Origin of the sequence: Aeribacillus sp. FSL M8-0254 (assembly GCF_038008845.1) — a bacterium.
Taxonomy (GTDB): Bacteria; Bacillota; Bacilli; order Bacillales; family Aeribacillaceae; genus Aeribacillus; species Aeribacillus composti.
The window spans coordinates 52,959-73,411 of the sequence record NZ_JBBOZY010000001.1 but is presented as its reverse complement, the minus strand read 5'-3'; the positions used below and the strand labels follow the sequence as shown (position 1 = coordinate 73,411).

The 20,453-nt window shown below is 39.7% G+C and carries 20 protein-coding genes and 2 tRNA genes; all 22 read right to left on the bottom strand.

Translation table 11 applies throughout. The annotated features are described in order from the left end of the window. Nucleotides 1–320 precede the first annotated feature (320 nt). Nucleotides 321–392, bottom strand: a tRNA-Glu gene (locus NSQ44_RS00355). Between the two features lie 10 nt (nucleotides 393–402). Further along, nucleotides 403–479: transfer RNA gene (locus tag NSQ44_RS00350), tRNA-Met, on the bottom strand. A 170-nt stretch (nucleotides 480–649) separates the two neighbouring features. Further along, the gene (locus NSQ44_RS00345; protein WP_063387569.1) at nucleotides 650–1,027 is read right to left on the bottom strand and encodes a S1 domain-containing RNA-binding protein; all 378 of its coding nucleotides are present in this window, start codon (nucleotides 1,025–1,027) and stop codon (nucleotides 650–652) included. Between the two features lie 82 nt (nucleotides 1,028–1,109). Next, complete coding sequence (locus NSQ44_RS00340) at nucleotides 1,110–1,487, bottom strand: FtsB family cell division protein (protein WP_242513787.1); 378 nt, start codon at nucleotides 1,485–1,487, stop codon at nucleotides 1,110–1,112. Nucleotides 1,488–1,507: 20 nt separating this feature from the next. Further along, nucleotides 1,508–2,083 (bottom strand): spore cortex biosynthesis protein YabQ, encoded by a 576-nt coding sequence (gene yabQ / locus NSQ44_RS00335; protein WP_445659518.1) that lies wholly within the window; start codon nucleotides 2,081–2,083, stop codon nucleotides 1,508–1,510. 41 nt (nucleotides 2,084–2,124) lie between these two features. After that, nucleotides 2,125–2,430 carry a sporulation protein YabP gene (yabP, locus tag NSQ44_RS00330; RefSeq protein ID WP_063387572.1) on the bottom strand — a complete coding sequence of 102 codons (306 nt, stop codon included), beginning with the start codon at nucleotides 2,428–2,430 and terminating at the stop codon, nucleotides 2,125–2,127. Between the two features lie 110 nt (nucleotides 2,431–2,540). Further along, nucleotides 2,541–2,804: an RNA-binding S4 domain-containing protein gene (locus tag NSQ44_RS00325; RefSeq protein WP_063387573.1), complete on the bottom strand. Its 264-nt coding sequence runs from the start codon at nucleotides 2,802–2,804 to the stop codon at nucleotides 2,541–2,543. Continuing rightward, the gene (gene mazG / locus NSQ44_RS00320) at nucleotides 2,801–4,279 is read right to left on the bottom strand and encodes a nucleoside triphosphate pyrophosphohydrolase (protein ID WP_340854396.1); all 1,479 of its coding nucleotides are present in this window, start codon (nucleotides 4,277–4,279) and stop codon (nucleotides 2,801–2,803) included. The genes NSQ44_RS00325 and mazG overlap by 4 nt, the downstream gene beginning before the upstream one ends. Next, entirely contained in the window at nucleotides 4,272–5,891 is a 1,620-nt protein-coding gene (locus NSQ44_RS00315) for a putative polysaccharide biosynthesis protein (protein WP_340854393.1), read from the bottom strand. The genes mazG and NSQ44_RS00315 overlap by 8 nt, the downstream gene beginning before the upstream one ends. 1,344 nt (nucleotides 5,892–7,235) lie before the next feature. Beyond that, nucleotides 7,236–7,772, bottom strand: a complete 537-nt coding sequence (spoVT, locus tag NSQ44_RS00310) for a stage V sporulation protein T (RefSeq protein WP_327864069.1) — start codon at nucleotides 7,770–7,772, stop codon at nucleotides 7,236–7,238. A gap of 191 nt (nucleotides 7,773–7,963) precedes the next feature. Further along, nucleotides 7,964–11,491: a transcription-repair coupling factor gene (gene mfd, locus NSQ44_RS00305; protein WP_340854391.1), complete on the bottom strand. Its 3,528-nt coding sequence runs from the start codon at nucleotides 11,489–11,491 to the stop codon at nucleotides 7,964–7,966. A 66-nt stretch (nucleotides 11,492–11,557) separates the two neighbouring features. Then, entirely contained in the window at nucleotides 11,558–11,785 is a 228-nt protein-coding gene (locus NSQ44_RS00300) for an anti-sigma-F factor Fin family protein (protein ID WP_327864071.1), read from the bottom strand. Nucleotides 11,786–11,861: 76 nt separating this feature from the next. Next, nucleotides 11,862–12,419, bottom strand: a complete 558-nt coding sequence (pth, locus tag NSQ44_RS00295) for an aminoacyl-tRNA hydrolase (protein ID WP_063387578.1) — start codon at nucleotides 12,417–12,419, stop codon at nucleotides 11,862–11,864. A gap of 81 nt (nucleotides 12,420–12,500) precedes the next feature. Continuing rightward, a complete protein-coding gene (locus NSQ44_RS00290) occupies nucleotides 12,501–13,115 on the bottom strand; it encodes a 50S ribosomal protein L25/general stress protein Ctc (protein WP_327864072.1) in 615 nt (204 codons plus the stop codon). A 190-nt stretch (nucleotides 13,116–13,305) separates the two neighbouring features. Beyond that, nucleotides 13,306–14,262, bottom strand: coding sequence for a ribose-phosphate diphosphokinase (locus NSQ44_RS00285; protein ID WP_327864073.1), 957 nt, complete (start codon nucleotides 14,260–14,262; stop codon nucleotides 13,306–13,308). 19 nt (nucleotides 14,263–14,281) lie between these two features. Continuing rightward, nucleotides 14,282–15,661 (bottom strand): bifunctional UDP-N-acetylglucosamine diphosphorylase/glucosamine-1-phosphate N-acetyltransferase GlmU, encoded by a 1,380-nt coding sequence (gene glmU, locus NSQ44_RS00280; protein WP_340854389.1) that lies wholly within the window; start codon nucleotides 15,659–15,661, stop codon nucleotides 14,282–14,284. Between the two features lie 662 nt (nucleotides 15,662–16,323). Continuing rightward, complete coding sequence (gene spoVG, locus NSQ44_RS00275) at nucleotides 16,324–16,617, bottom strand: septation regulator SpoVG (RefSeq protein WP_063387582.1); 294 nt, start codon at nucleotides 16,615–16,617, stop codon at nucleotides 16,324–16,326. An 800-nt stretch (nucleotides 16,618–17,417) separates the two neighbouring features. Further along, complete coding sequence (gene ridA, locus NSQ44_RS00270; RefSeq protein WP_063387583.1) at nucleotides 17,418–17,792, bottom strand: 2-iminobutanoate/2-iminopropanoate deaminase; 375 nt, start codon at nucleotides 17,790–17,792, stop codon at nucleotides 17,418–17,420. Between the two features lie 35 nt (nucleotides 17,793–17,827). Next, entirely contained in the window at nucleotides 17,828–18,649 is an 822-nt protein-coding gene (gene purR, locus NSQ44_RS00265; protein ID WP_063387584.1) for a pur operon repressor, read from the bottom strand. A 56-nt stretch (nucleotides 18,650–18,705) separates the two neighbouring features. Continuing rightward, the gene (ispE, locus tag NSQ44_RS00260; protein ID WP_063387585.1) at nucleotides 18,706–19,575 is read right to left on the bottom strand and encodes a 4-(cytidine 5'-diphospho)-2-C-methyl-D-erythritol kinase; all 870 of its coding nucleotides are present in this window, start codon (nucleotides 19,573–19,575) and stop codon (nucleotides 18,706–18,708) included. Nucleotides 19,576–19,724: 149 nt separating this feature from the next. Continuing rightward, complete coding sequence (locus tag NSQ44_RS00255) at nucleotides 19,725–19,913, bottom strand: small, acid-soluble spore protein, alpha/beta type (RefSeq protein ID WP_063387586.1); 189 nt, start codon at nucleotides 19,911–19,913, stop codon at nucleotides 19,725–19,727. 136 nt (nucleotides 19,914–20,049) lie between these two features. Next, entirely contained in the window at nucleotides 20,050–20,316 is a 267-nt protein-coding gene (veg, locus tag NSQ44_RS00250) for a biofilm formation stimulator Veg (protein WP_340854387.1), read from the bottom strand. Nucleotides 20,317–20,453: the final 137 nt, after the last annotated feature.

The following is a 20,453-nucleotide window of genomic DNA, read 5'->3' as shown; positions in this document are numbered from 1 at the left end:
TGATAGTCATTATACAAGCTTTTCATAAAGGAATTTGTCAAAAGGAGGAAATTGTTCATAAGAATATTTCGACGATTTCTGTTATAGACGACAAATCTTTAAAAGGAACAGAGCAGCCCATTGAGACATTGAGTCGCCGTCATTTCAAAGAGATGATTGTAACAGCGTGTTGGTCCGTTTTAAAAGCAAAAGCCGAAAAACATGAGTCGGAACTTGTTGAAATCGGTGAAAAATTAAATTTATCTATCCTATATAAATACAAAATTTTAAACTTTTCCATAAAAAAAGACTCTTTCTTTTAAAGAAAGAGCCTCTTCTCATGACCCGTACGGGATTCGAACCCGTGTTACCGCCGTGAAAGGGCGGTGTCTTAACCACTTGACCAACGGGCCAATATTCAATTGGTAGCGGCGGAGGGAATCGAACCCCCGACCTCACGGGTATGAACCGTACGCTCTAGCCAGCTGAGCTACGCCGCCAAATCAACTGCATCTTTATGTTCATGTAAAATACGCACATGTTCTATAATACATATGAACATGAGAGCCGTCAACAATAAAATAAAAAAATAATTTTCGGACAATTTAAATACACCACCTGAATCTTCAGGTGGCGGTCTGCGATCATCTATAACATTAACAGCAGCAAGTTACCCTCTTCTTGCTCCTCTCCCTCCTCGTCTTGATTCAGTGTGACGCCGAAGTGAAGCAAGACGGTCCTCGCTCTCTTTTAAAAAGCGGCTCATTTTTTGCTCAAAACTTTCTTTGGAACGATGATCATGTTTTTTTGGACGATCTTTTGCCTTTTTGATGGACAATCCGATTTTTCCGTCTTCTTCTACATTAATAACCTTGACTTCAACCTCATCGCCGACTTTTAAATGATCATGAATGTCTTTCACGTAATTGTCAGCAACTTCACTAATATGAACAAGTCCTGTTGAGCCTCCTGGCAGCTCCACAAATGCTCCAAAATTCGTAATGCCAGTTACTTTACCTTGTAACTTGCTGCCAACTTCAATTGACATAAAAAAAATGCTCCTCCTTAAATCATAAAAAAATTAAAAATAATTTATTTAATTATACAAAAATAAAAAAACGGGGTCAATATTACTGTTCATTCCCCGGAATATTAAAAATGACTTCTCCTTCATCAGATAAAAAATAATCTTTTCTTGCAAGCTTTGTGATATATTCTTCATCCTTCAGCTTGATGATTTCCGCCTTCAAATCTTTTTCCTCTTCTTTTAAATTCTCCAGTTTTGTTTCAAGCTGTTTTTTTTCTTCAAGCTTCTTATTAATAGCAATTGATTGAGAAACGAGCGTTGACGCCATAATCGCAATACAAGTAACAGCCATTATACCAAATGCAGCTAATCGTCGAATTAGCCCTCGTTTTCTTCTTTGTCTCATCTCAGCTTTAACTTCTTGTCCGGGTTCATTTATTTGCTGCAGCATAGCTACATTCAACTCTCGTTTCTCTCTCATTCCTGCAATCCCTCCTAAATTTAACGGAACCAACGATACAGCTTACGTAACATATTCTTTATATTTATGAATATTCCTTCTATGATTTGTTTCGAATGCAGCATCTTTTGCTTTATTGGTTGAGGAGCTTTTCCCCAAAGTATGTTCAATCCCCATAGTAATGGCGCTAATAAAATTTTACATAACTTGAATAAGAGTTGTGAAGACCATTTAATAAACTTCCATAAAAATAGTAAAAGAGACATAGAACATGCTATCGCCATATGAACTATCCATTTAATAGGATTGATAAGAAGCAGCAGAAAGATTTTTACAAAAAATTGGTATATAGAAACAGCGATTTTTATCATAATCCGCAAACAGGTCATGTATCCGTTCCGTAGGAGGCTTTGATAGGCGGCAAAACCGCATAAAAGTGCTAAAAATACATAAAATCTTAATTCCCCTTGATTTACATACAATAGAACATAAAAAGTGAAAAGTCCTTGAACCGCCCAAAATACTAAATCGTTTAAAAAAACAACCCACCTTTTTCGATCCCATCTTTTTAAAAAAAAATTGTAAGTATCAAGTGCGGCGCCTAGAAAACTGCCCATGCCGATCATCGCAATCATGGTGTAAAATTGAGTGGTAAGGGTCATTTAAACAACTTGCTAAAAATGCCTTTAGCCTTCTCCGAGCTGAAATCATCTAAATAAGAAACTTCATAAATTTTTCCTTTTATGGATACGACGCCTTTATCGACATCCAAGTTTTTCATTTGTAAATGTTCTCCCCGAACCGCGAGCGGACCCATTACCGTCTCAAGCAAAAATTCCTCATTATCAAAGCTTTCCACCTGCTTCACGCCAGAAATATCTAACAGCTTCCGGTCCTTCATGACTACATTATGCTCCTGCACGGTTTCTTTATGTGAATGGTTACCGCCATAATACTGGCTCATTATCATCCCCCCGCACTCTAATTAATGGATGCTTCCCTTTACATTTTTATGTAAGATGTGCAGGGTTTAGAACAAGCCTTGTTGTTTCCTTGTACAATACAGGGAGCGATTTATAAATCTGTCCTTTGTTCTTCCTTCAAAATGGTATAAAGATTTTTTGCCTCTTCCTTCTTTACTGTTTCATTTATAGATTCGATTTTTATTGTCACTACCTTATGTCCAAATTGAATGGACAGTTCGTCGCCAACCTTCACATTGGAGCTCGCTTTTGCTGGATGCCCGTTGATTGTCACTCTTCCTTGATCTGCCACTTCCTTGGCAAGCGTGCGTCTTTTCACCAGCCTCGATACTTTTAAAAATTTATCTAATCTCATGTCCGATCCCCCTCTTTCATTTTAGCCTCTTCCCAATATTGATCCATTTCTGCCAAAGACATACTTTTTAAATTTTTCCCAGCATCACGGGCCTTTTGTTCTATAAACCGAAATCTCCGCGAAAACTTTTCGTTTGTCATGACTAATGCTTCTTCAGGCTCAATTTCGTAAAATCTTCCAACATTAATAAGAGCAAACAGAATATCGCCGAACTCTTCTTTTGCTTTTTCCGTTCCGCCATCTCCATTATCGATTTCCTTTTTAAACTCCTGCAGTTCTTCTGACACCTTCTCCCAAGCTTCCAGTACATCCGGCCAATCGAAACCGATTTTCGCCGCCTTTCTTTGATATTGATAAGCTTTTGACAGAGCTGGGAGCGCCTTTGAAACAGAATCTAAAAGTGATTCGCTCTCATTCCTGTTTTCAGATTTTTTTGCTTCCTCCCAGCTCTTTACAGCTTCTTCTGCATTTTGTGCCTCGACATTGCCAAAAACATGGGGATGGCGGCGGATCATTTTATCTGTTAACATGCGAATCACATCATCAATGGTAAAAAATCCTTCGTCATCTCCAATTTGGGCATGAAGCACCACCTGAAGCAAAACGTCTCCGAGCTCTTCAATCATATGATCAATATCATTTTCATCAATAGCTTCAATCAGCTCGTAGCATTCTTCAATTAAGTACCGCTTTAATGATTGATGGGTTTGCTTTCGATCCCACGGACAGCCGTTTGGCCCGCGAAGTGTTCGAATGACGTTTCGCAACGCTGAAAAGCGATGATACAGCAATTGTTCATCCTTGACCGGCGGGATGTATAACGATGTTAAATTGCTCAGTTCTACACATCTATCCATTTCATATAATCGAACTTTTTTAATGTCCTCGTATTTGCTCCCTGCAGCCGTTACGAGGTAAACTTCATAATCGAACGGCAAGTCTTCCATTAACGTCAATTTCACATCCGATGCAATCATCTTGTCATAAACCTGGCAAATAATCAAATGCTGCCGAAAGGAAAGCTCTTCCCGTTTCATATCCTGCGCATCAATGAATTGCAAGCCTTCGACAGGATCGATGCGCAGAGCTTGAAACATTGCATCCAAAAACGATTGTCCGCCCTGTATCGACACATTTACTTTTCCTTGCTCCATTTCCTTCAGTAAAAGCTGAACGGTTTTTTCTGCAACAAGCGGATGTCCAGGTACCGCATATACGATATGCTGATATTTTTCTGCTTCCTCTAATAGTTTTTTTGCAATTTCCGCATAAACATCTTCAAATTGATCAAACATTTCATAAACGGAATCGAAAGACTGAAACGAGCCAATTTCGTCTTTAATTTCACTTAAAACAGGATGATCCTCTGTTCTTACAAATAGCGGCAGGCTGGAGGTCAAAATTTTAAAAACCCCTAGCGGCAGCTGATCGACATCCCCCGCGCCCAGGCCAACAATCGTAATTTGCTTATCCATTTTCCTTCCTCTCTTTCCATGCACTGATCAAACAAACCAGTTTATTTTTAAAAGGCAAGCTCTCTATTTCCTTCCCTGTAAAAATGGCTGATTGGATGATGAAAAACATATACACAGCCGCTCCGAAAACGACAGCTGTCAATGATTGAATGGAAGCGCTCATACGCGTTTCGTCTGATATAAAAAAATCGAATAGAAAAAAGTAAAGCTTGATCGATAAAAACATGACAGCAGCAGAGCCAATCATTTTCCATACAGCCTTGAAAGAAGTTAACTTATATTTTTTCCGATTTAAAACCGCTAGATTCAACAAGCACACGACCCCATATCCGCAAACAGTCGCCAATGCCGCCCCGTATGTATGGAAAAACGGAATGAAGCATTCATTGAGTAAGATTTTCACGGCTACTCCGGCTAAAACAGATAAAGCCGGCCAGACGGTTTCATTAACTCCTTGCAAAATGCCGGCAGACGTTATCGCAATCGAGCTAAATAAAATCGAAATGCTGAACACCGATAATACGCCCGCCCCTTTTGTATCGGCAAACAGCATGAAATCAACTTGCTCGATAATGGAAATTAAACCTGCCGTAGCCCCGATGGCGACAATCAAACAAATTTTAAAAGATAAGGCGACATGCTGCTGAATATATTGAAATGCTTTATGCCGAAACGATGAAATAAGCGGAACAAGAGACAATGCGAGAGATGTAGCTGCAACCGTGCCTACCTGCAATAGCGGTTGTCCCCGATCATATATGCCTTTTGTTATTTTCGCTGCTTCAGGATCTGCACCGCTGTTGACCATCAGTTTATACAGCTGAAATGAATCTGCCAATTGCATAAAAATCATCAGCATGCTCGTCAAACAAAAGGTCACAGTATAAATCAGCAATTTGGTTAAGATCTTTTTCACAGATACAGCCGATTCTTGCGATGAGCGGGAAAGCAGTAACGGCACTCTTTTTTTCCAATATACAAGCAAAAGCATAAACGCCCCGATATATCCAATGAGGGAGCTAAAAATGGCGCCGGCAACTGTTTCATAAAGATCGAATCCATTATAAACGAAAAAGCAAGTGATCGATAAAAAAGCACCGACCCGTATAGCTTGTTCAACGATTTGCGACAAAGATAGCGGCAGCATTTCATGGCAGCTTTGAAAAACGCCTCTTAGCATTGAAATAAATGGAAAAAACAGAAACGAACATGCAGCCGCTTTTAATAAAAGCGCCAGTTTCGGATCACCCATCCAACGGGCAAGCTTGTCAGCTCCTAAAAACAAGCTCGTGAACGAAAACAGACTGATCAAAGCAAAAAAAGAAAAACAGACGACCAATATTTTCCGGAAATTTTTAAAATTGCTGCCATCGCTATACTCATTCAGCAGCTTTGACAGAATAACCGGAAATCCCGTTGTCGATAAAACCATGACAATTGCTAAAAACGGATATATTTGCTGATAAATATAAAAACCGATATCCCCTACAATATTTTGATAAGGAACTCGGTAGATAGCACTTAATCCTTTCGTAATGATTCCAGCAGCCGTCAATAAAACCGCACCTTGCAAAAATTTGTTCGTTCTTGCTTGAGGCACATTTTGAATCACACGTTTACTCCTTCCAAAATTCATGCTTCATCTTTTTCCAGCATATTATAACATAATCTCGTCCACATTCGGCTGAAAGAGAATCTTTAGAAAAAGAGTGCTCGGCTAAACTTCACGGCTTTTAAGTCCAAATTCCGGCATAAGTTCCGTAAATAAAAAAATCCTAACACATACCCCATTTAACCTTCGTGGTATCGCAATACTAGAGACACCTTACCTGAAAGGTTTATTTTCTGCTCCTTGCCACGCTCAATAAAATTTAACAGCGATGAAATGCCTGCTATCCTGTTGACTATTGTGAAGGGAATTGACTGTCCGCCCTTCGAAGTGATGAGCTTTCTTGGCAAATTCACCGGCAGGATTTTAGAAAAATTCCCCAAAATAAGAAGGTGAATTAGAGGAACAAAAGGTTTTAGTCTGTTCCTAAAGAGGAAAAGCAGAACTTCAACAAACCGTGTCGAAATATCATATAGATGAACTTTGAAAATCATGGAAATAAAACCATCCAACACAATCATGTTTTACGTTGTAGCTTTCCATCCGAAAGATGTTTTAAACAGGTAGCGCCGTCGTTCGTTAAATACGTGAAGAGTGGAAATAATCGAGTAGGAGGGAGCGATTAACTCCCGTCCTCTCACACCACCGTACGTACGGTTCCGTATACGGCGGTTCAATTAAGATAATTGACGCAAGTCTTTATAACTTCCGTGAATAGCTGTTCTCTTTATGCCAGTGGTCACTCCACCCTCCAAGAGATCTCCCACGGGATTCACCGCTTCCTCCCTCAAGTGAGGTACTACGTTTTCTGTGTTCATCATGACTCACTGAATGCCAAGGGCTATTCTCTCTTAATTGTTCGGTCCTTCTTAGTTGTTCTAGACCAACTAATACTATGACCTCTGCTGACTTCTGACTGTTCAGCTATCTATCACTAGATAGGTTACCAAGGTTACTTGGCGTGCCAGCCAGACCTCCCCGGGTAAGAGTGTAATCTTTCCTTCCATCCATCTGCTTCATTTACTCTGTATCACCTTCGGCAGAAAGGGCTTTGTTTTGTCTTGCAAACTCACCCAGTGATACCTAGCCTCATATGAAGTTCGTGTTCCGAGAGACCTTAAAGTTTGCCGCTCGCTTCCTTCAGATTCCGCGTCACCACGGACACCCTTGCGTTAAGCTAACTGCTACTTCTGCCTTCGCAGCTCGGGACTTTCACCCTATAGATTACACCCATGCCGGGCGCACAAGAAGAGACCACAGAAATTGTTGTGAATTCTGTGGTCTCTTTTATTAACATGGTGTTGGAGACAGTCTGCTTGTGGAAGAAGTAAAAAAGTATTATTCCCTTTATTGTTCCATTTGTCTTGCCAAAAAACTAGCGGCTGTCTCAACTGCCTTACTTTCTACTTCTGTTAAAGGCTGCTCATTCGAAAATATGACAACAGCCCCGATAGGATCACCGTTTGCAATGATCGGTCCAATGCAATAAGATTTTACTCGTTCAGTTACACCATCAGCGATTTCAATTTCTTCTTCTTCTGAAATGAAAACCGATTGCCGTTCATCCATCACCCGTTCCAGCAGCTCGCTTATATTTTTATTCAAATACTCTTTTTTCGAAACTCCGGAAACAGCAATAATAGCATCACGATCACATATGAGAACGGGGCTGTTTAAGCTATCGAATAACGCTTCAGCATATTCTTTCGCAAAATCACTCAATTCACTGATTGGGGAGTATTTTTTCAGTATTACTTCACCATCTCGGTCAACGAAAATTTCTAATGGGTCGCCTTCACGGATACGCAATGTTCTTCGAATTTCTTTAGGAATGACTACACGGCCTAAATCATCAATCCGTCGAACGATACCAGTTGCTTTCATCTTATGCTGCCTCACTTTCATCTAAAGATTAGTAAAGTAGCGATTGCCCTTTTTCCATTTTTGGAACAATCACCATCGTTGAAATTAGTATCCTTCACTAACCACGTAATATACATGATGAAAGCGAATTTTTTCCAAACACTGCTTAAAAGCCCATTGCCAGCATTTCCATTTTAACCCTGCTTTCAATATTAGCCGGCAGAAACTTCTTCTTTCTTTGCGTCTTTTAAGCCTGCCAACAGCTTCATTAAAATAGACAGCCATTTTTCAGTTTCTAAATTATGAATTTGCAATGTTAATTTCAGCCTTTTTCCTTCCATGCCAAACCCGACTATGCGACCGAATTCATCCGTTAGCTCGAACAATTTTTGTCCGTCAAAGGAGCTGCTTGCTTCCTCTGAAATAAGAATCGTGATAAGATCTTTCGTTTGTTTAATGGCTTCGACTTTTTCTTGCCGTGCATATAACTTTAGCTTCGCTACTTTAAACAAAAAGTCTACTTCCTTTGGATACTCGCCAAATCTGTCCAATAATTCTTCATGCAGTTCCTGTAAATCATCAAACGTTTCGATGCCTCTAAACCTTTTGTACATGTCAATCTTTTGTTTTCCATCATCAATGTAAGACTGCGGAATGTAGGCATCTAATTCAAGCTCAATTTCAACTTCCCTTTTTGTCTCTTTTGGCTGTTCACCTTTCCGTTGTTCGATCGCTTCCTTCAGCATTTGGGAATATAAATCAAAACCTACCGAATCAATGAAGCCATGCTGTTGAGGACCTAACAAATTACCGGCTCCCCGAATGGCCAAATCACGCATCGCAATTTTAAAACCTGAACCTAATTCAGTAAATTCTTTAATGGCCTGCAATCGTTTTTCAGCAACTTCTGATAAAACTTTGTCCTTCCGGTAAGTAAAATATGCGTAAGCGACACGATTGGAACGACCGACACGCCCGCGCAATTGATAGAGCTGAGAAAGCCCCATTTTATCGGCGTCATAAACAATCAATGTATTTACATTCGGAATGTCCACACCTGTTTCAATAATAGTTGTGCTGACAAGCACGTCATATTGGCCATCCAAAAAGTTTAATATTACCGATTCAAGCTCATTTTCAGACATTTTTCCATGTGCAAAGGTTACTCTTGCATCTGGAACAAGCATAGAGATTTCATTGGCTTTCCGGTCGATATCCTCAACCCGGTTATATAAAACGTATACTTGACCTCCTCGCGCTAATTCACGTTCGATCGCTTCTTTCACAAGCATTGGGTTATATTCCGCTACATATGTTTGAACAGGAAAGCGATTTTCTGGAGGAGTTTCAATAATTGATAGATCACGCACGCCGATCATGGACATGTGGAGTGTTCTTGGAATCGGAGTTGCCGTCAAAGTTAACACATCAATGTTTGCTTTCATTTGTTTTATTTTTTCTTTATGTGTAACTCCAAATCGCTGCTCCTCATCAATAATCAACAAGCCTAAATCTTTAAATTGAACATCTTTGGAAAGCAAACGATGTGTTCCAATGACTAAATCGATCGTTCCATTTTTCAAGCCTTTAATCGTTTCATTCTGCTCTTTTCTCGTCCGGAAGCGGCTTAATACACCAATGTTAATTGGGTAATCTTGAAAACGATCCCTGATCGTTTCGTAATGCTGCTGCGCTAAAATGGTTGTCGGAACAAGAAAGGCAACTTGTTTTTGATCCATAATCGCTTTGAAGGCAGCCCGAATCGCCACCTCGGTTTTCCCATATCCGACATCTCCGCAAAGAAGTCGATCCATCGGCCGCTCCCGTTCCATATCCTTTTTCACCTCTTGAATGGAACGAAGCTGATCTTCTGTTTCTTTATAAGGGAATGTTGCTTCAAACTCCCTTTGCATTTCCGAATCAGGGCTGAACGCATAGCCTTTGCTTGCTTCCCGCTCAGCATACAGTTTAATTAAATCGTCAGCAATATCTTGAACAGACGATTCCACTTTTTTCTTGACTCTTTTCCATTCGTTTCCGCCTAATTTGTAAATTTTCGGCTCTTTTCCTTCTGTGCCCACATATTTTTGAACTTGATCAATTTGTTCAACTGGAACATACAGTTTGTCATTTCCTTGGTAACGAATGTGCAGGTAGTCTTTGTGTATACCGTTAATTTCTAAAGTTTCAATTCCAAGATATTTTCCAATTCCATGATTAACATGTACGACATAATCTCCCACTTCAAGCTCAGAATAGCTTTTAATTCTTTCTGCATTTGAAAGCTTCTGCCTTTGCTGTCTTCGTTTTACCCTCTTTTTGAAAAGTTCTTCTTCCGTTATGACCGCAAGTCGTCCTAAAGGAAGTTCAAAGCCTGTCTGTAAATCTCCTTTTAAAATGTGCAGCCCCTTTGACAGAATGTGGTTTGAATCAGAAATGACCGCTTCAATCTCATAGTCTCCAAGCACCCGTTCAAGTCTTTTGGCCCGTTCATCATTTGCACCGAGAAAAACTACGGTGTAATTTGCCTTGATCCAGCGATCAACTTCTGATTTCAACAAGTGCATTTGTCCATGGAAATTTTGCATCTGCTTGCAAGACACGTTCATTAAATTTTGTGGGTTTGTATAGGGGACGTGCCGCAAAAACAGTGATAAATAAACAATTGGATAAGATGTGTCACGTATAAGCTGGTAGTATTTATGGGACACTTTCGCATCATGGACAATTTTCCCTTGTTCCAGTAAAGAAGTAAACCATTCTCCTTCTTCATTCTCAAGATGATCAACCATTTCATGCACACGGCTTACTTCATCAATGACAATAACCGTATCCGCAGGGAAATAATCTAGCAAACTAGCAGGTTTGTCATAAAAGAATGAAAAATATTTAAAGAACTCCTGATCCTTCTGCCTATTTTGCAATTTTTCCAGATCATAGCGGATATTTTCTATAAATAAATTTTTGTGCTCATCTTTTTTCAATTTCTTTAAGCTGCTTGATAAAGCCGTTTCTAACTGCTTCATTCCTTTTTCATAATGGCTGTCCGTTAAAATGATTTCCTCTGCCGGTCCGATTGTCACTTCTTGAATCATTTCAATCGATCTTTGATCTTCAAGACTGAACGTTCGGATTGAATCTACTTCCGTATCAAATAGTTCGATGCGAATAGGATGTTCCTCCGTTAAAGGATAAATATCAATAATTCCACCGCGCACGCTGAATTCCCCAGGAGCAGACACCATGGAAACACGTTCATATCCCATTGAGTGAAGATGCGGAAGCTTCTCGTTTAATTCAAATGTTCCTCCAACAGAAATAGAAAGCTGATGGCTTTTCCATAACTCTTTCGGTGGGAGCATTCGTCTTAATGCAGCAACGGGGGCTACAACGATGTTTTTTTCACCTTTACATAAACGATTCAACACTTCCATCCTTTGTGCTTTTAGCTCTGGACTTGCGACTGCGATCTCAGATGCGATCAATTCATTTACAGGATACAAATAGACGGAATCGCCTAGTAAATTATTTAAATCTTCATAAATGATCTGAGCTTGATAAAGGTTATGAGTCACAACCAGCATCGGTTGTTTGATATCTTTGTAAAAAGCGGAAATAAATACAGACCTTGCTGAGCCAGAAAGTCCGGCTACCATTTGTTCTTTCAAACCTTCTTTTATACCGTCTACAACTGCTTGAAAGTCGTTTTGCGCATAAAAAAATTGATACAGGCTTTCCAATCTCCAGCCTCCTCTCGACAAATATAAAAATGCTTTGGAAATTTTGAAATCAAGTTTCCAAAGCTTTTACTGTATAAAATTTTCATATTGATGAAAATCGGGATTTCGCTCTAGCGCCTCCTGACAATCTTCACAAATACTTTTGACATGAATATCACCGTTTGGAAGATACTCGATCATTTCTTTCCGCTCTTCATTCGTTAAATGATGAAATCCTAAATCGACGCTAAAAACAGATTTTTCAATGCTACCAATTTTGACGCCGCAATGGCGGCAATAATAATGAAGCGCCATCCTCCAACCTCCTGCACTTGTGGAATGAAAGGTTTTATGATTATTATGAACGGCAGGAGCCATTTTTATACTTTTGTTAATTGTATTCGTTCATGACTTCTAAGAATGGCGTGTGTATCCATTTTTCACATGCACTAGCCGATCGATCAACGGAATGTTGAATATGGTGCATTTCTTCTTCTGTAAATTTTCCTAATACATAGTCGACGATATCCATCGCGTGTTTCGGACGGCCAATCCCAATTCGAATCCGTTTAAAATCTTCCGAACCTAAATGCTGAATGATAGATTTCATTCCGTTGTGACCACCAGCACTCCCTTTCATTCTAAGGCGAATCTTGCCTACAGGCAAATCTAAATCGTCATATATTACAACCAACTGTTCAGTTGGGACATTGTAATAATTCAGTAAAGGACGAATGCATTCACCCGATAAATTCATAAATGTAAGCGGTTTTATCAATAATATCTTTTCATTTGAAAAATGCCCGATACCGTATATCCCGTTAAATTTGCTTTCATTTAAAGATATGTTTAAACGCTTTGATAATTCATCAATTACCATAAACCCAACGTTATGTCTAGTTTGTTCGTATTTTTTTCCAGGATTGCCAAGGCCTGCTATTACTTTCATGAAATGTCCCCCAATTTTTTTATGATAGTGAGATGACAATTAATAGCATAAAAGACGTAACCAAAATAGGTTACGCCTAATTTATTCTTCTACAGCTCCGTCTTCCTTCTCTTCACTTTTTTGCTCATCAGCCGTATCCAATTCTTCATTTTCCGGCGGCAGGATGGTTGCCACAACCGTTTCAGGCTCATCTAAAATTTTAAACTGTCCATCTGTTTGAATATCTTGTACATGGATTGTACCATCTATTTCTAAATTTGTTACATCAACTTCAATCGCCGAAGGAATATGAGCAGGTTTCGCTCTCACTTCCACTTCATGTGTTGTCTGCTGCAGCACACCGCCCTCTCTTACTCCTTTTGCTTCTCCAATTAATACAATTGGTACTTCGATATCTACTTCATCATCCATATCGACAACATAAAAATCCGCATGTATAATCGTGTTTTTCATTGGGTCATGCTGCAGTTCGTACAGGAGGGCCTGATGGTTTTCGCCGTCAAGCTGAATGTTCAACATCGCATTGCGCCCTTGTTCGCGCAAAATTTTTAACAATTCCGATTCGCTCACTAAAATCGCTTTGTTCTCTTGTTTTTTTCCGTAAATTACGGCAGGAATTTGTCCTTGCTTTCTAGCTTTTCTTCTTGACGAATTGGTAAATGATTTTCTTTCTTTTGCATGTATGACTGCTGTCATGGTAATCCCCTTTCTTTCAGACTTTTTTTCTAATAACTCAATTCGAAAAAAGCCTTCTTACTACTATTGGTTTCCCATCATCACAAAGTCTAAACATGCTAATGAAAGAAATAATCAACTCACAACTCGCAAAGAAGATCCCTATAATATTATAATCTGCTAAAATCGTTTAAAAGTCAAAGACAAAATATTAGTCAAAAAGCACGCTGACCGATTGTTTTTCATGAACACGGATGATCGCTTCACTTAGCAATGAAGCGACAGAAAGCTGAATTAGCTTTTCAATTTTTTTCTCTTCCGGCAAAGCGATTGAATTCGTTACGACTAACTCTTTAATCTTCGAGTTTTGAATTCGTTCTATCGCAGGTCCAGACAACACCGGATGTGTACAGCAGGCATAAACTTCCCTTGCCCCATGCTCTACTAGAGCATTTGCCGCAAGCGTAATCGTTCCTGCTGTATCGATGATATCATCAATTAAAATGGCTGTTTTGCCTTCGACATTCCCAACAATGTTCATAACTTCAACCATATTTGGCTTAGGACGGCGCTTATCGATTATGGCAATTGGCGCCTTCAGCCGATCTGCCATTTTTCGTGTTCTCGTCACACCGCCATGATCAGGAGAAACAATGACAATATCATCAAAACGTTTTTCCAAGAAATAATCTGCTAAAATCGGCACTCCCATTAAGTGATCGATAGGAATGTCAAAGAAACCTTGGATTTGCGGCGCATGCAAATCAAGAGTAATCATCCTTGTCGCGCCTGCAGTTTCCAATAAATTTGCAACAAGCTTAGCAGTAATAGGTTCTCTTGCACGTGCTTTCCGATCCTGCCGCGCATAACCATAGTATGGCATAACAATATTAATGGTTTTGGCAGATGCACGTTTAAGCGCATCAATCATAATGAGCAATTCCATTAAATGCTCATTGACTGGATCACTTGTCGATTGGATCACGTATACATCGCAGCCGCGAATGCTTTCTTCAATATTAATTTGAATCTCCCCGTCACTAAATCTCGTAACCGAACTTTTTCCCAAATCGACTCCTACTATATCCGCGATCTCCCTGGCAAGGGCTGCGTTTGAGTTTAAAGAAAAGATTTTTAAATTTTCGTCTTTATAACGATTTTTTGTCATTGTAAAGGGACCCTCCAAATTACGATTTTTTACCATTCATTTTTTCGATGACGTATCTCTCTTTATTCACTTGACGAGCCCTTGCAATCGATAATGCGCTGCCAGGGACGTCATCTGTAATAGTTGATCCGGCTGCTACATATGCTCCTTCGCCAATCGTAACCGGCGCAATAAGGTTTGAATTACATCCAATAAAGGCTCCGTCTTCGATTTTCGTTAAATATTTATTTTTCCCGTCATAGTTAACTGTTATCGAACCGCAGCCAAGATTCACCCCATTCCCAACTTCTGCATCTCCAATATAGCTTAAATGGGATGCTTTCGATTCTTTTCCAATTTTAGATTTTTTGACTTCGACAAAATTCCCAATTTTTACTCCATCGTCAATAACGGAGGCTGGGCGAATGTGTGCGAACGGACCGATGTTAACTTGATTTCCGATCTGACTGTCATGAACAACAGAATGACGGATGTTCGTATTATGGCCAATTTGACAATCTTTAATTTCGGAGTTGGGACCGATTTCACATTCCTCTCCGATGACCGTTTTACCGATAATGACTGTACCCGGATAAATGACAGTATCTTGTCCGATCTCTGCATCTACTGATATATATGTATTATCAGGATCGACAATTGTAACTCCGTTTTTCATATGCTTTTGATTGATTCGCCTTTTCATAATAAGCTCCGCTTGCGAAAGCGCTATGCGGTCGTTTACCCCTAACGTTTCTTCAAAAGAATCTGTTTGAAACGCTGAAATGATTTCACCTTTTTCCTTCAAAATCTCAATTACATCCGGCAAATAATATTCGCCTTGTGCATTGTCATTATTGACATGCTTTAAAGCTTCAAATAAGGAAGCGTTATCAAAGCAATAAGTTCCCGTATTAATTTCTGTCACAAGACGTTCACTTTCTGTAGCATCTTTATGCTCAACTATTTTTTCAACCAGCCCTTCTTCATTGCGGATCACTCGTCCATATCCAGTCGGATCATCCGATTCTGCTGTCAGAATGGTGGCTTTTGCTTTCGTTTCCAGATGATGCTTTAACAATTTTTCAAACGTCTCGCTGGTGATCAGCGGCGTATCGCCACAAACAACAATTGTCGTTCCTTCTTTCCCCTCAAGATATTGAGCCGCCTGCAAAACAGCGTGAGCAGTTCCAAGCTGCTGCTCCTGCAAAACATACAATGTCTGTTCGCCGAGCTCTGATTTTACTTTTTCCGCACCATGACCGACGACGGTAATGATTTCGTCAACTTGAAGCTTGGAAACATTGTCTATTACATGCTGAACCATAGGTTTACCGCAAACAGGATGCAGCACTTTATAGAGCTTTGATTTCATCCTTGTTCCTTGCCCGGCTGCTAAGATGACTGCAAAACATTTCTCCATTTATAGGCCTCCAATACCCTTTTTATCCATAAAAATCTTATCTTAAATAATGTTCTATTTCAAGAAATCTTGTGTGATTCCGTAAATTTCCGTTTCACTCTATTTTTCTCGAAAAAGGTACAGAAATAGGATAGGAATTTTATTAAAAATCTACGAGGAAGCCCTAAATTATATGTTTCTTCCCTCTTTTCTAAAGGCCGGTTTTGATACTTTGACGAAAATAACAAGTAGGAAAAGAACGTTTGATTGGAGGCCTTAACACAAAAAAATTCATTTCAGCAGAACAACATTGCCGAAAGCTTTTTTGATTCATTCGATTGCTTCCTTTCGATGAACCAGATTTTCTGACGGTGGCTGAACGTAGAAGGCTATACTTGGATGCATTGTTGTTCAAAGAAGTTGATTTACGATTTACAGCTCTGCATTTCTTCGTTTTTTCAAATGCCGATGTATGAACATTAATTTTTGAAACAAATACCATTTCCTATACAACCATCAGACTTGATGATCAATAACTGCATAACAATTGAGTATGTAAGAAAAACAAAGGAGGCCATCTATTTTTTTCGCAAACGCTTACTAAATCGTATTACTGAACAGAGACTTAAAAAAGAAAGGGTCTTAAGCTGAATGCTTTAAGCCCCTTCTTTTACATCATATTTTTATGAAGCCCCTGCTTCTTCATATTCAAAATCTTCCGTCTCACCTAAACGGTGATATTCAGCTAGAACAGCGTCTTGAATTTTACCGCGAGTATTTGAATTAATAGGATGTGCAATGTCTCGAAACTCTCCATCCGGTGTACGTTTACTAGGCATTGCTACAAAAAGGCCGTTATTTCCGTCAATTACACGTATATCGTGGACGACAAATTCATTATCCAACGTTATGGACGCAATCGCTCTCATCCGACCTTCTGTATTGACGCGGCGCAATCTTACATCTGTCACTTCCATCCTGTTCACCACCTTTTTCTTCGCAAAAACTTTAGTAACCATAATTCAACAATTCAACGGATTTTTTAATTTTCCTTCTTTTCACACAAAAAATTTTTGGGAAAAATAAAAAAATCGAGTAGGAGGGAGCGATTAACTCCCGTCCTCTCACACCACCGTACGTACGGTTCCGTATACGGCGGTTCAATTAAGATAATTGACGCAAGTCTTTATAACTTCCGTGAATAGCTGTTCTCTTTATGCCAGTGGTCACTCCACCCTCCAAGAGGTCTCCCACGGGATTCACCGCTTCCTCCCTCAAGTGAGGTACTACGTTTCCTGTGTTCATCATGACTCACTGAATGCCAAGGGCTATTCTCTCTTAATTGTTCGGTCCTTCTTAGTTGTTCTAGACCAACTAATACTATGACCTCTGCTGACTTCTGACGGTTCAGCTACTTATCACTAAGTAGGTTATGAAGAGTATTTCACCTATCCGCCAGACCTCCCCGGGTAAGTACATGCACTTTCACACCATCTATCCGCCTCATTTACTCGATATGACCTTCGACAGAAAGAGCTTTGTTTTGTTATGCAAACTCACTCAATCATACCTAGCCTTATATGAGGTTCGTGTTCCTCGGACCGGTGTTTTGCCTCCAGCTTCCTTCAGATTCCGCGTCACCACGGACACCCTTTCGTTGAGCTAACCTCTACTTCTGCCTTCGGGGTTCGGGACTTACACCCTATAGTTCATGTACATGCCGGGCGCACATAAAAAAGGATCCGATTCGCAAAACGGATCCTGAACAATCAACCTTTTATTTAACTAAAGCAATCACTTCAATTTCAACGAGGACATCTTTCGGAAGTCTTGCAACTTCCACACATGACCGAGCAGGCTTATGCGTTTGAAAATATTCCCCATATACTTCATTAAAAGCAGCAAAATCGTTCATATCTTTTAAAAATGCGGTTACTTTGACAACAGTTTCCAACGAAGCTCCTGCTTCTTCCAATACACCCTTTAAATTCGCGAAAACTTGGTGAGTCTGTTCTTTAATATCTCCTTGTACCAAGTTTCCTTCAGGGGTTAAAGGAATTTGTCCAGAGCTATAAAACATGTTATTCACAATAATTCCTTGAGAGTATGGTCCGATTGCAGCCGGAGCCTTTTTTGTTGAAACGACTTTCATTTTGAAACACTCCCTTACGATTCATTATTTTTATGCTAGAGGAAATCGAAATAATTTCCTTTACTAACTTGTATGGATCGTTCCTTTTCATTCATATCGGAAAGTTTTAAAATGGAAATATATTCATTTACAAGCCGTTCATCCACGCTTTCTGATTCCACAAGAACCCCAATTCCTGAAACATTTGCGCCAAATTCAGACAGCATGCTGATCATGCCGTTGATCGTTCCTCCGGCCTTCATAAAGTCGTCAACAATTAACACATTCGATCCTTCTTTTAAGCTCCTCTTTGCAAGCGTCATAGTTTGGATTCTTTTCGAAGAGCCTGAAACATAATTAATGCTTACCATCGGCCCTTCTGTCACTTTATTGTCACGGCGAACGATGACAAAGGGAACATCCAAATAGCTGGCAACTGCATAAGCAATTGGGATCCCTTTCGTAGCTACAGTCATGACGACATCAATTGTACGATTCGCAAAAACCGAAGCAAATAAACGCCCGATTTGATTCATCATTTTTGGATTTCCCAGTAAATCTGTTAAATATAAATAACCTCCAGGTAAAAGCCGGCTGGGGTCTGAGACTTTCTCGCACAGTCTTTGAATAATTCCATTTGCTTCGTCCCTCGTCACCTTCGGAATAAATTTGACACCGCCAGCTGCGCCTGGGGTTGTGATTAAAGTTCCGATCCCTTGTTGCTCAAAGGTTTGCTTTATGATCACTAAATCCTCGCTAATGGAGGATTTAGCTGATTCGTACCGTTCAGAGAAAAAAGTTAATGGGATGAGCGCATGTGGATGATGAAGCAAATAGTGTGTCATATCGACAAGTCTCCCACTGCGTCTAAATTTCATAGACGAACCTCCAAATCCCGAATGTTTTTAAAGTAAATATAACTTAATATTCGCATTTAATCAAGGGCTATCCGATCCCCAAGCATTCTGACTGCATACACTTGATCGCAAAATCCCCTCAAGCCGTTATAAACACGATGAAGCCTCGACTCGTGTTGAACAAGTCCATATACTGTCGGTCCGCTTCCGCTCATTAAAACAGCATCAGCTCCAAAACGTTTCATTTGTTCTTTAATCAAAGCAACTTCCGGATACATCTTCATTGTGACCGACTCAAGGACATTTCCAAGCTTCGCACAGATTTCTTGATAATTTTGATCCTTTATCGCTTTGACCATTCCACTAACATCAGGATGCTCAATGTCATTTATCTTTAAATGTCGGTAAATTTCAGCAGTGGACACACCGATATCAGGCTTCGCCAATACGACCCAGCAATGCGGAGGAGGATCAATCAGCTCAATTTTTTCGCCTCTTCCGGTCGCCACAGCTGTGCCTCCGTAAACACAAAAAGAAACATCTGAACCAATTTCTGCTCCAAGTTTCGCAAGATCATCAAGGGAAAGATCCAAATTCCATAGTTTATTTAATCCCCTTAACGTTGCTGCTGCATCACTGCTCCCTCCTGCAAGGCCCGCAGCAACAGGGATGCACTTTGAAATCGTGATTGCCACACCCTTTTGAATCCCGAAACGGTCCTTTAAAAGCTGTGCCGCTTGGTAAGCTAAATTCCGATCATCATCTGGCACAAATCGATTATGCGATATGATACGTATTTTATTTTCATCAAGAAGCTTCAGCTCGATTCGATCAGCTAGATCTATGGTCGTCATGACCATATTCACTTCATGGTATCCGTCAGATCTTTTATGTAAAACATCTAAAGATAAATTAATTTTTGCCGGAGCTTTTTCCAATACTCGCAAATACATTCACCTACTTTTTCGTTCTGACAAAATGTATTCACATTGTACCATAAATAGGGATATAATAGCATAATTCGACAAAATCCGTCCATTGAAAACACAAAAAAATGCCGGCCCAAACTATGAGCCGGCCACCCGAATGTCTGCTTTTAAAAAGTTTTGCCGTTTTGCTTAGCCAATTGCTCTTCTGCAATCTCGATCGCCCGTTTTACCATGTTTCCGGCATCACGAGCCCGAATGGCTCCCCATCCTTCATTTTTGACCGTTTCATAAAAGCCCAATTCCTTAGCCAATTCATACTTAAAGCTTTCTGACATAATGCCTCGGCGTCTAGCCATTCTTTGACTCCCCCTTAAATAAAAACAGACATTCCCGCGGATTTTATCCGCTTACTGTTAGTTTCAAGCGAAAAGCTTGATTTATGCTTTTTAAAAAATGCCAGAGAAAAAAATAAAAGCAGCAAACAAATTTCGTTTACTGCCCGCGCATTGCAACATTGTTGTTTTCATCTATAAAAGTAATTTGGACTGTTTCCGTTAACACATCTGCATAGCTGTATGAAACGCGTTCAAAAGCATTTTCTTCCTGGTCAAGTTCAATCACAAAAACCGATGGATACGTCTCGGCTAAAACGCCTGAACGTTCAATTGTTTTTCTACGTCCGCCATTCGCTTTTAATGTTAATCGACGGCCTAGATTAGAATCGAGAGCTTGTTTAATATCGGATAACGTTTTTGCCATTGGAACCACCTCACAAAGTTCATTATACACAAAATCGACTAATAAGTCAAATAAATTTTTTATTATAACAGCCTTTAAACATCTGTGTCAACGTTTTCTTTTCAACAAATTTCTCTAATACTTGTCATAGTTTTCCC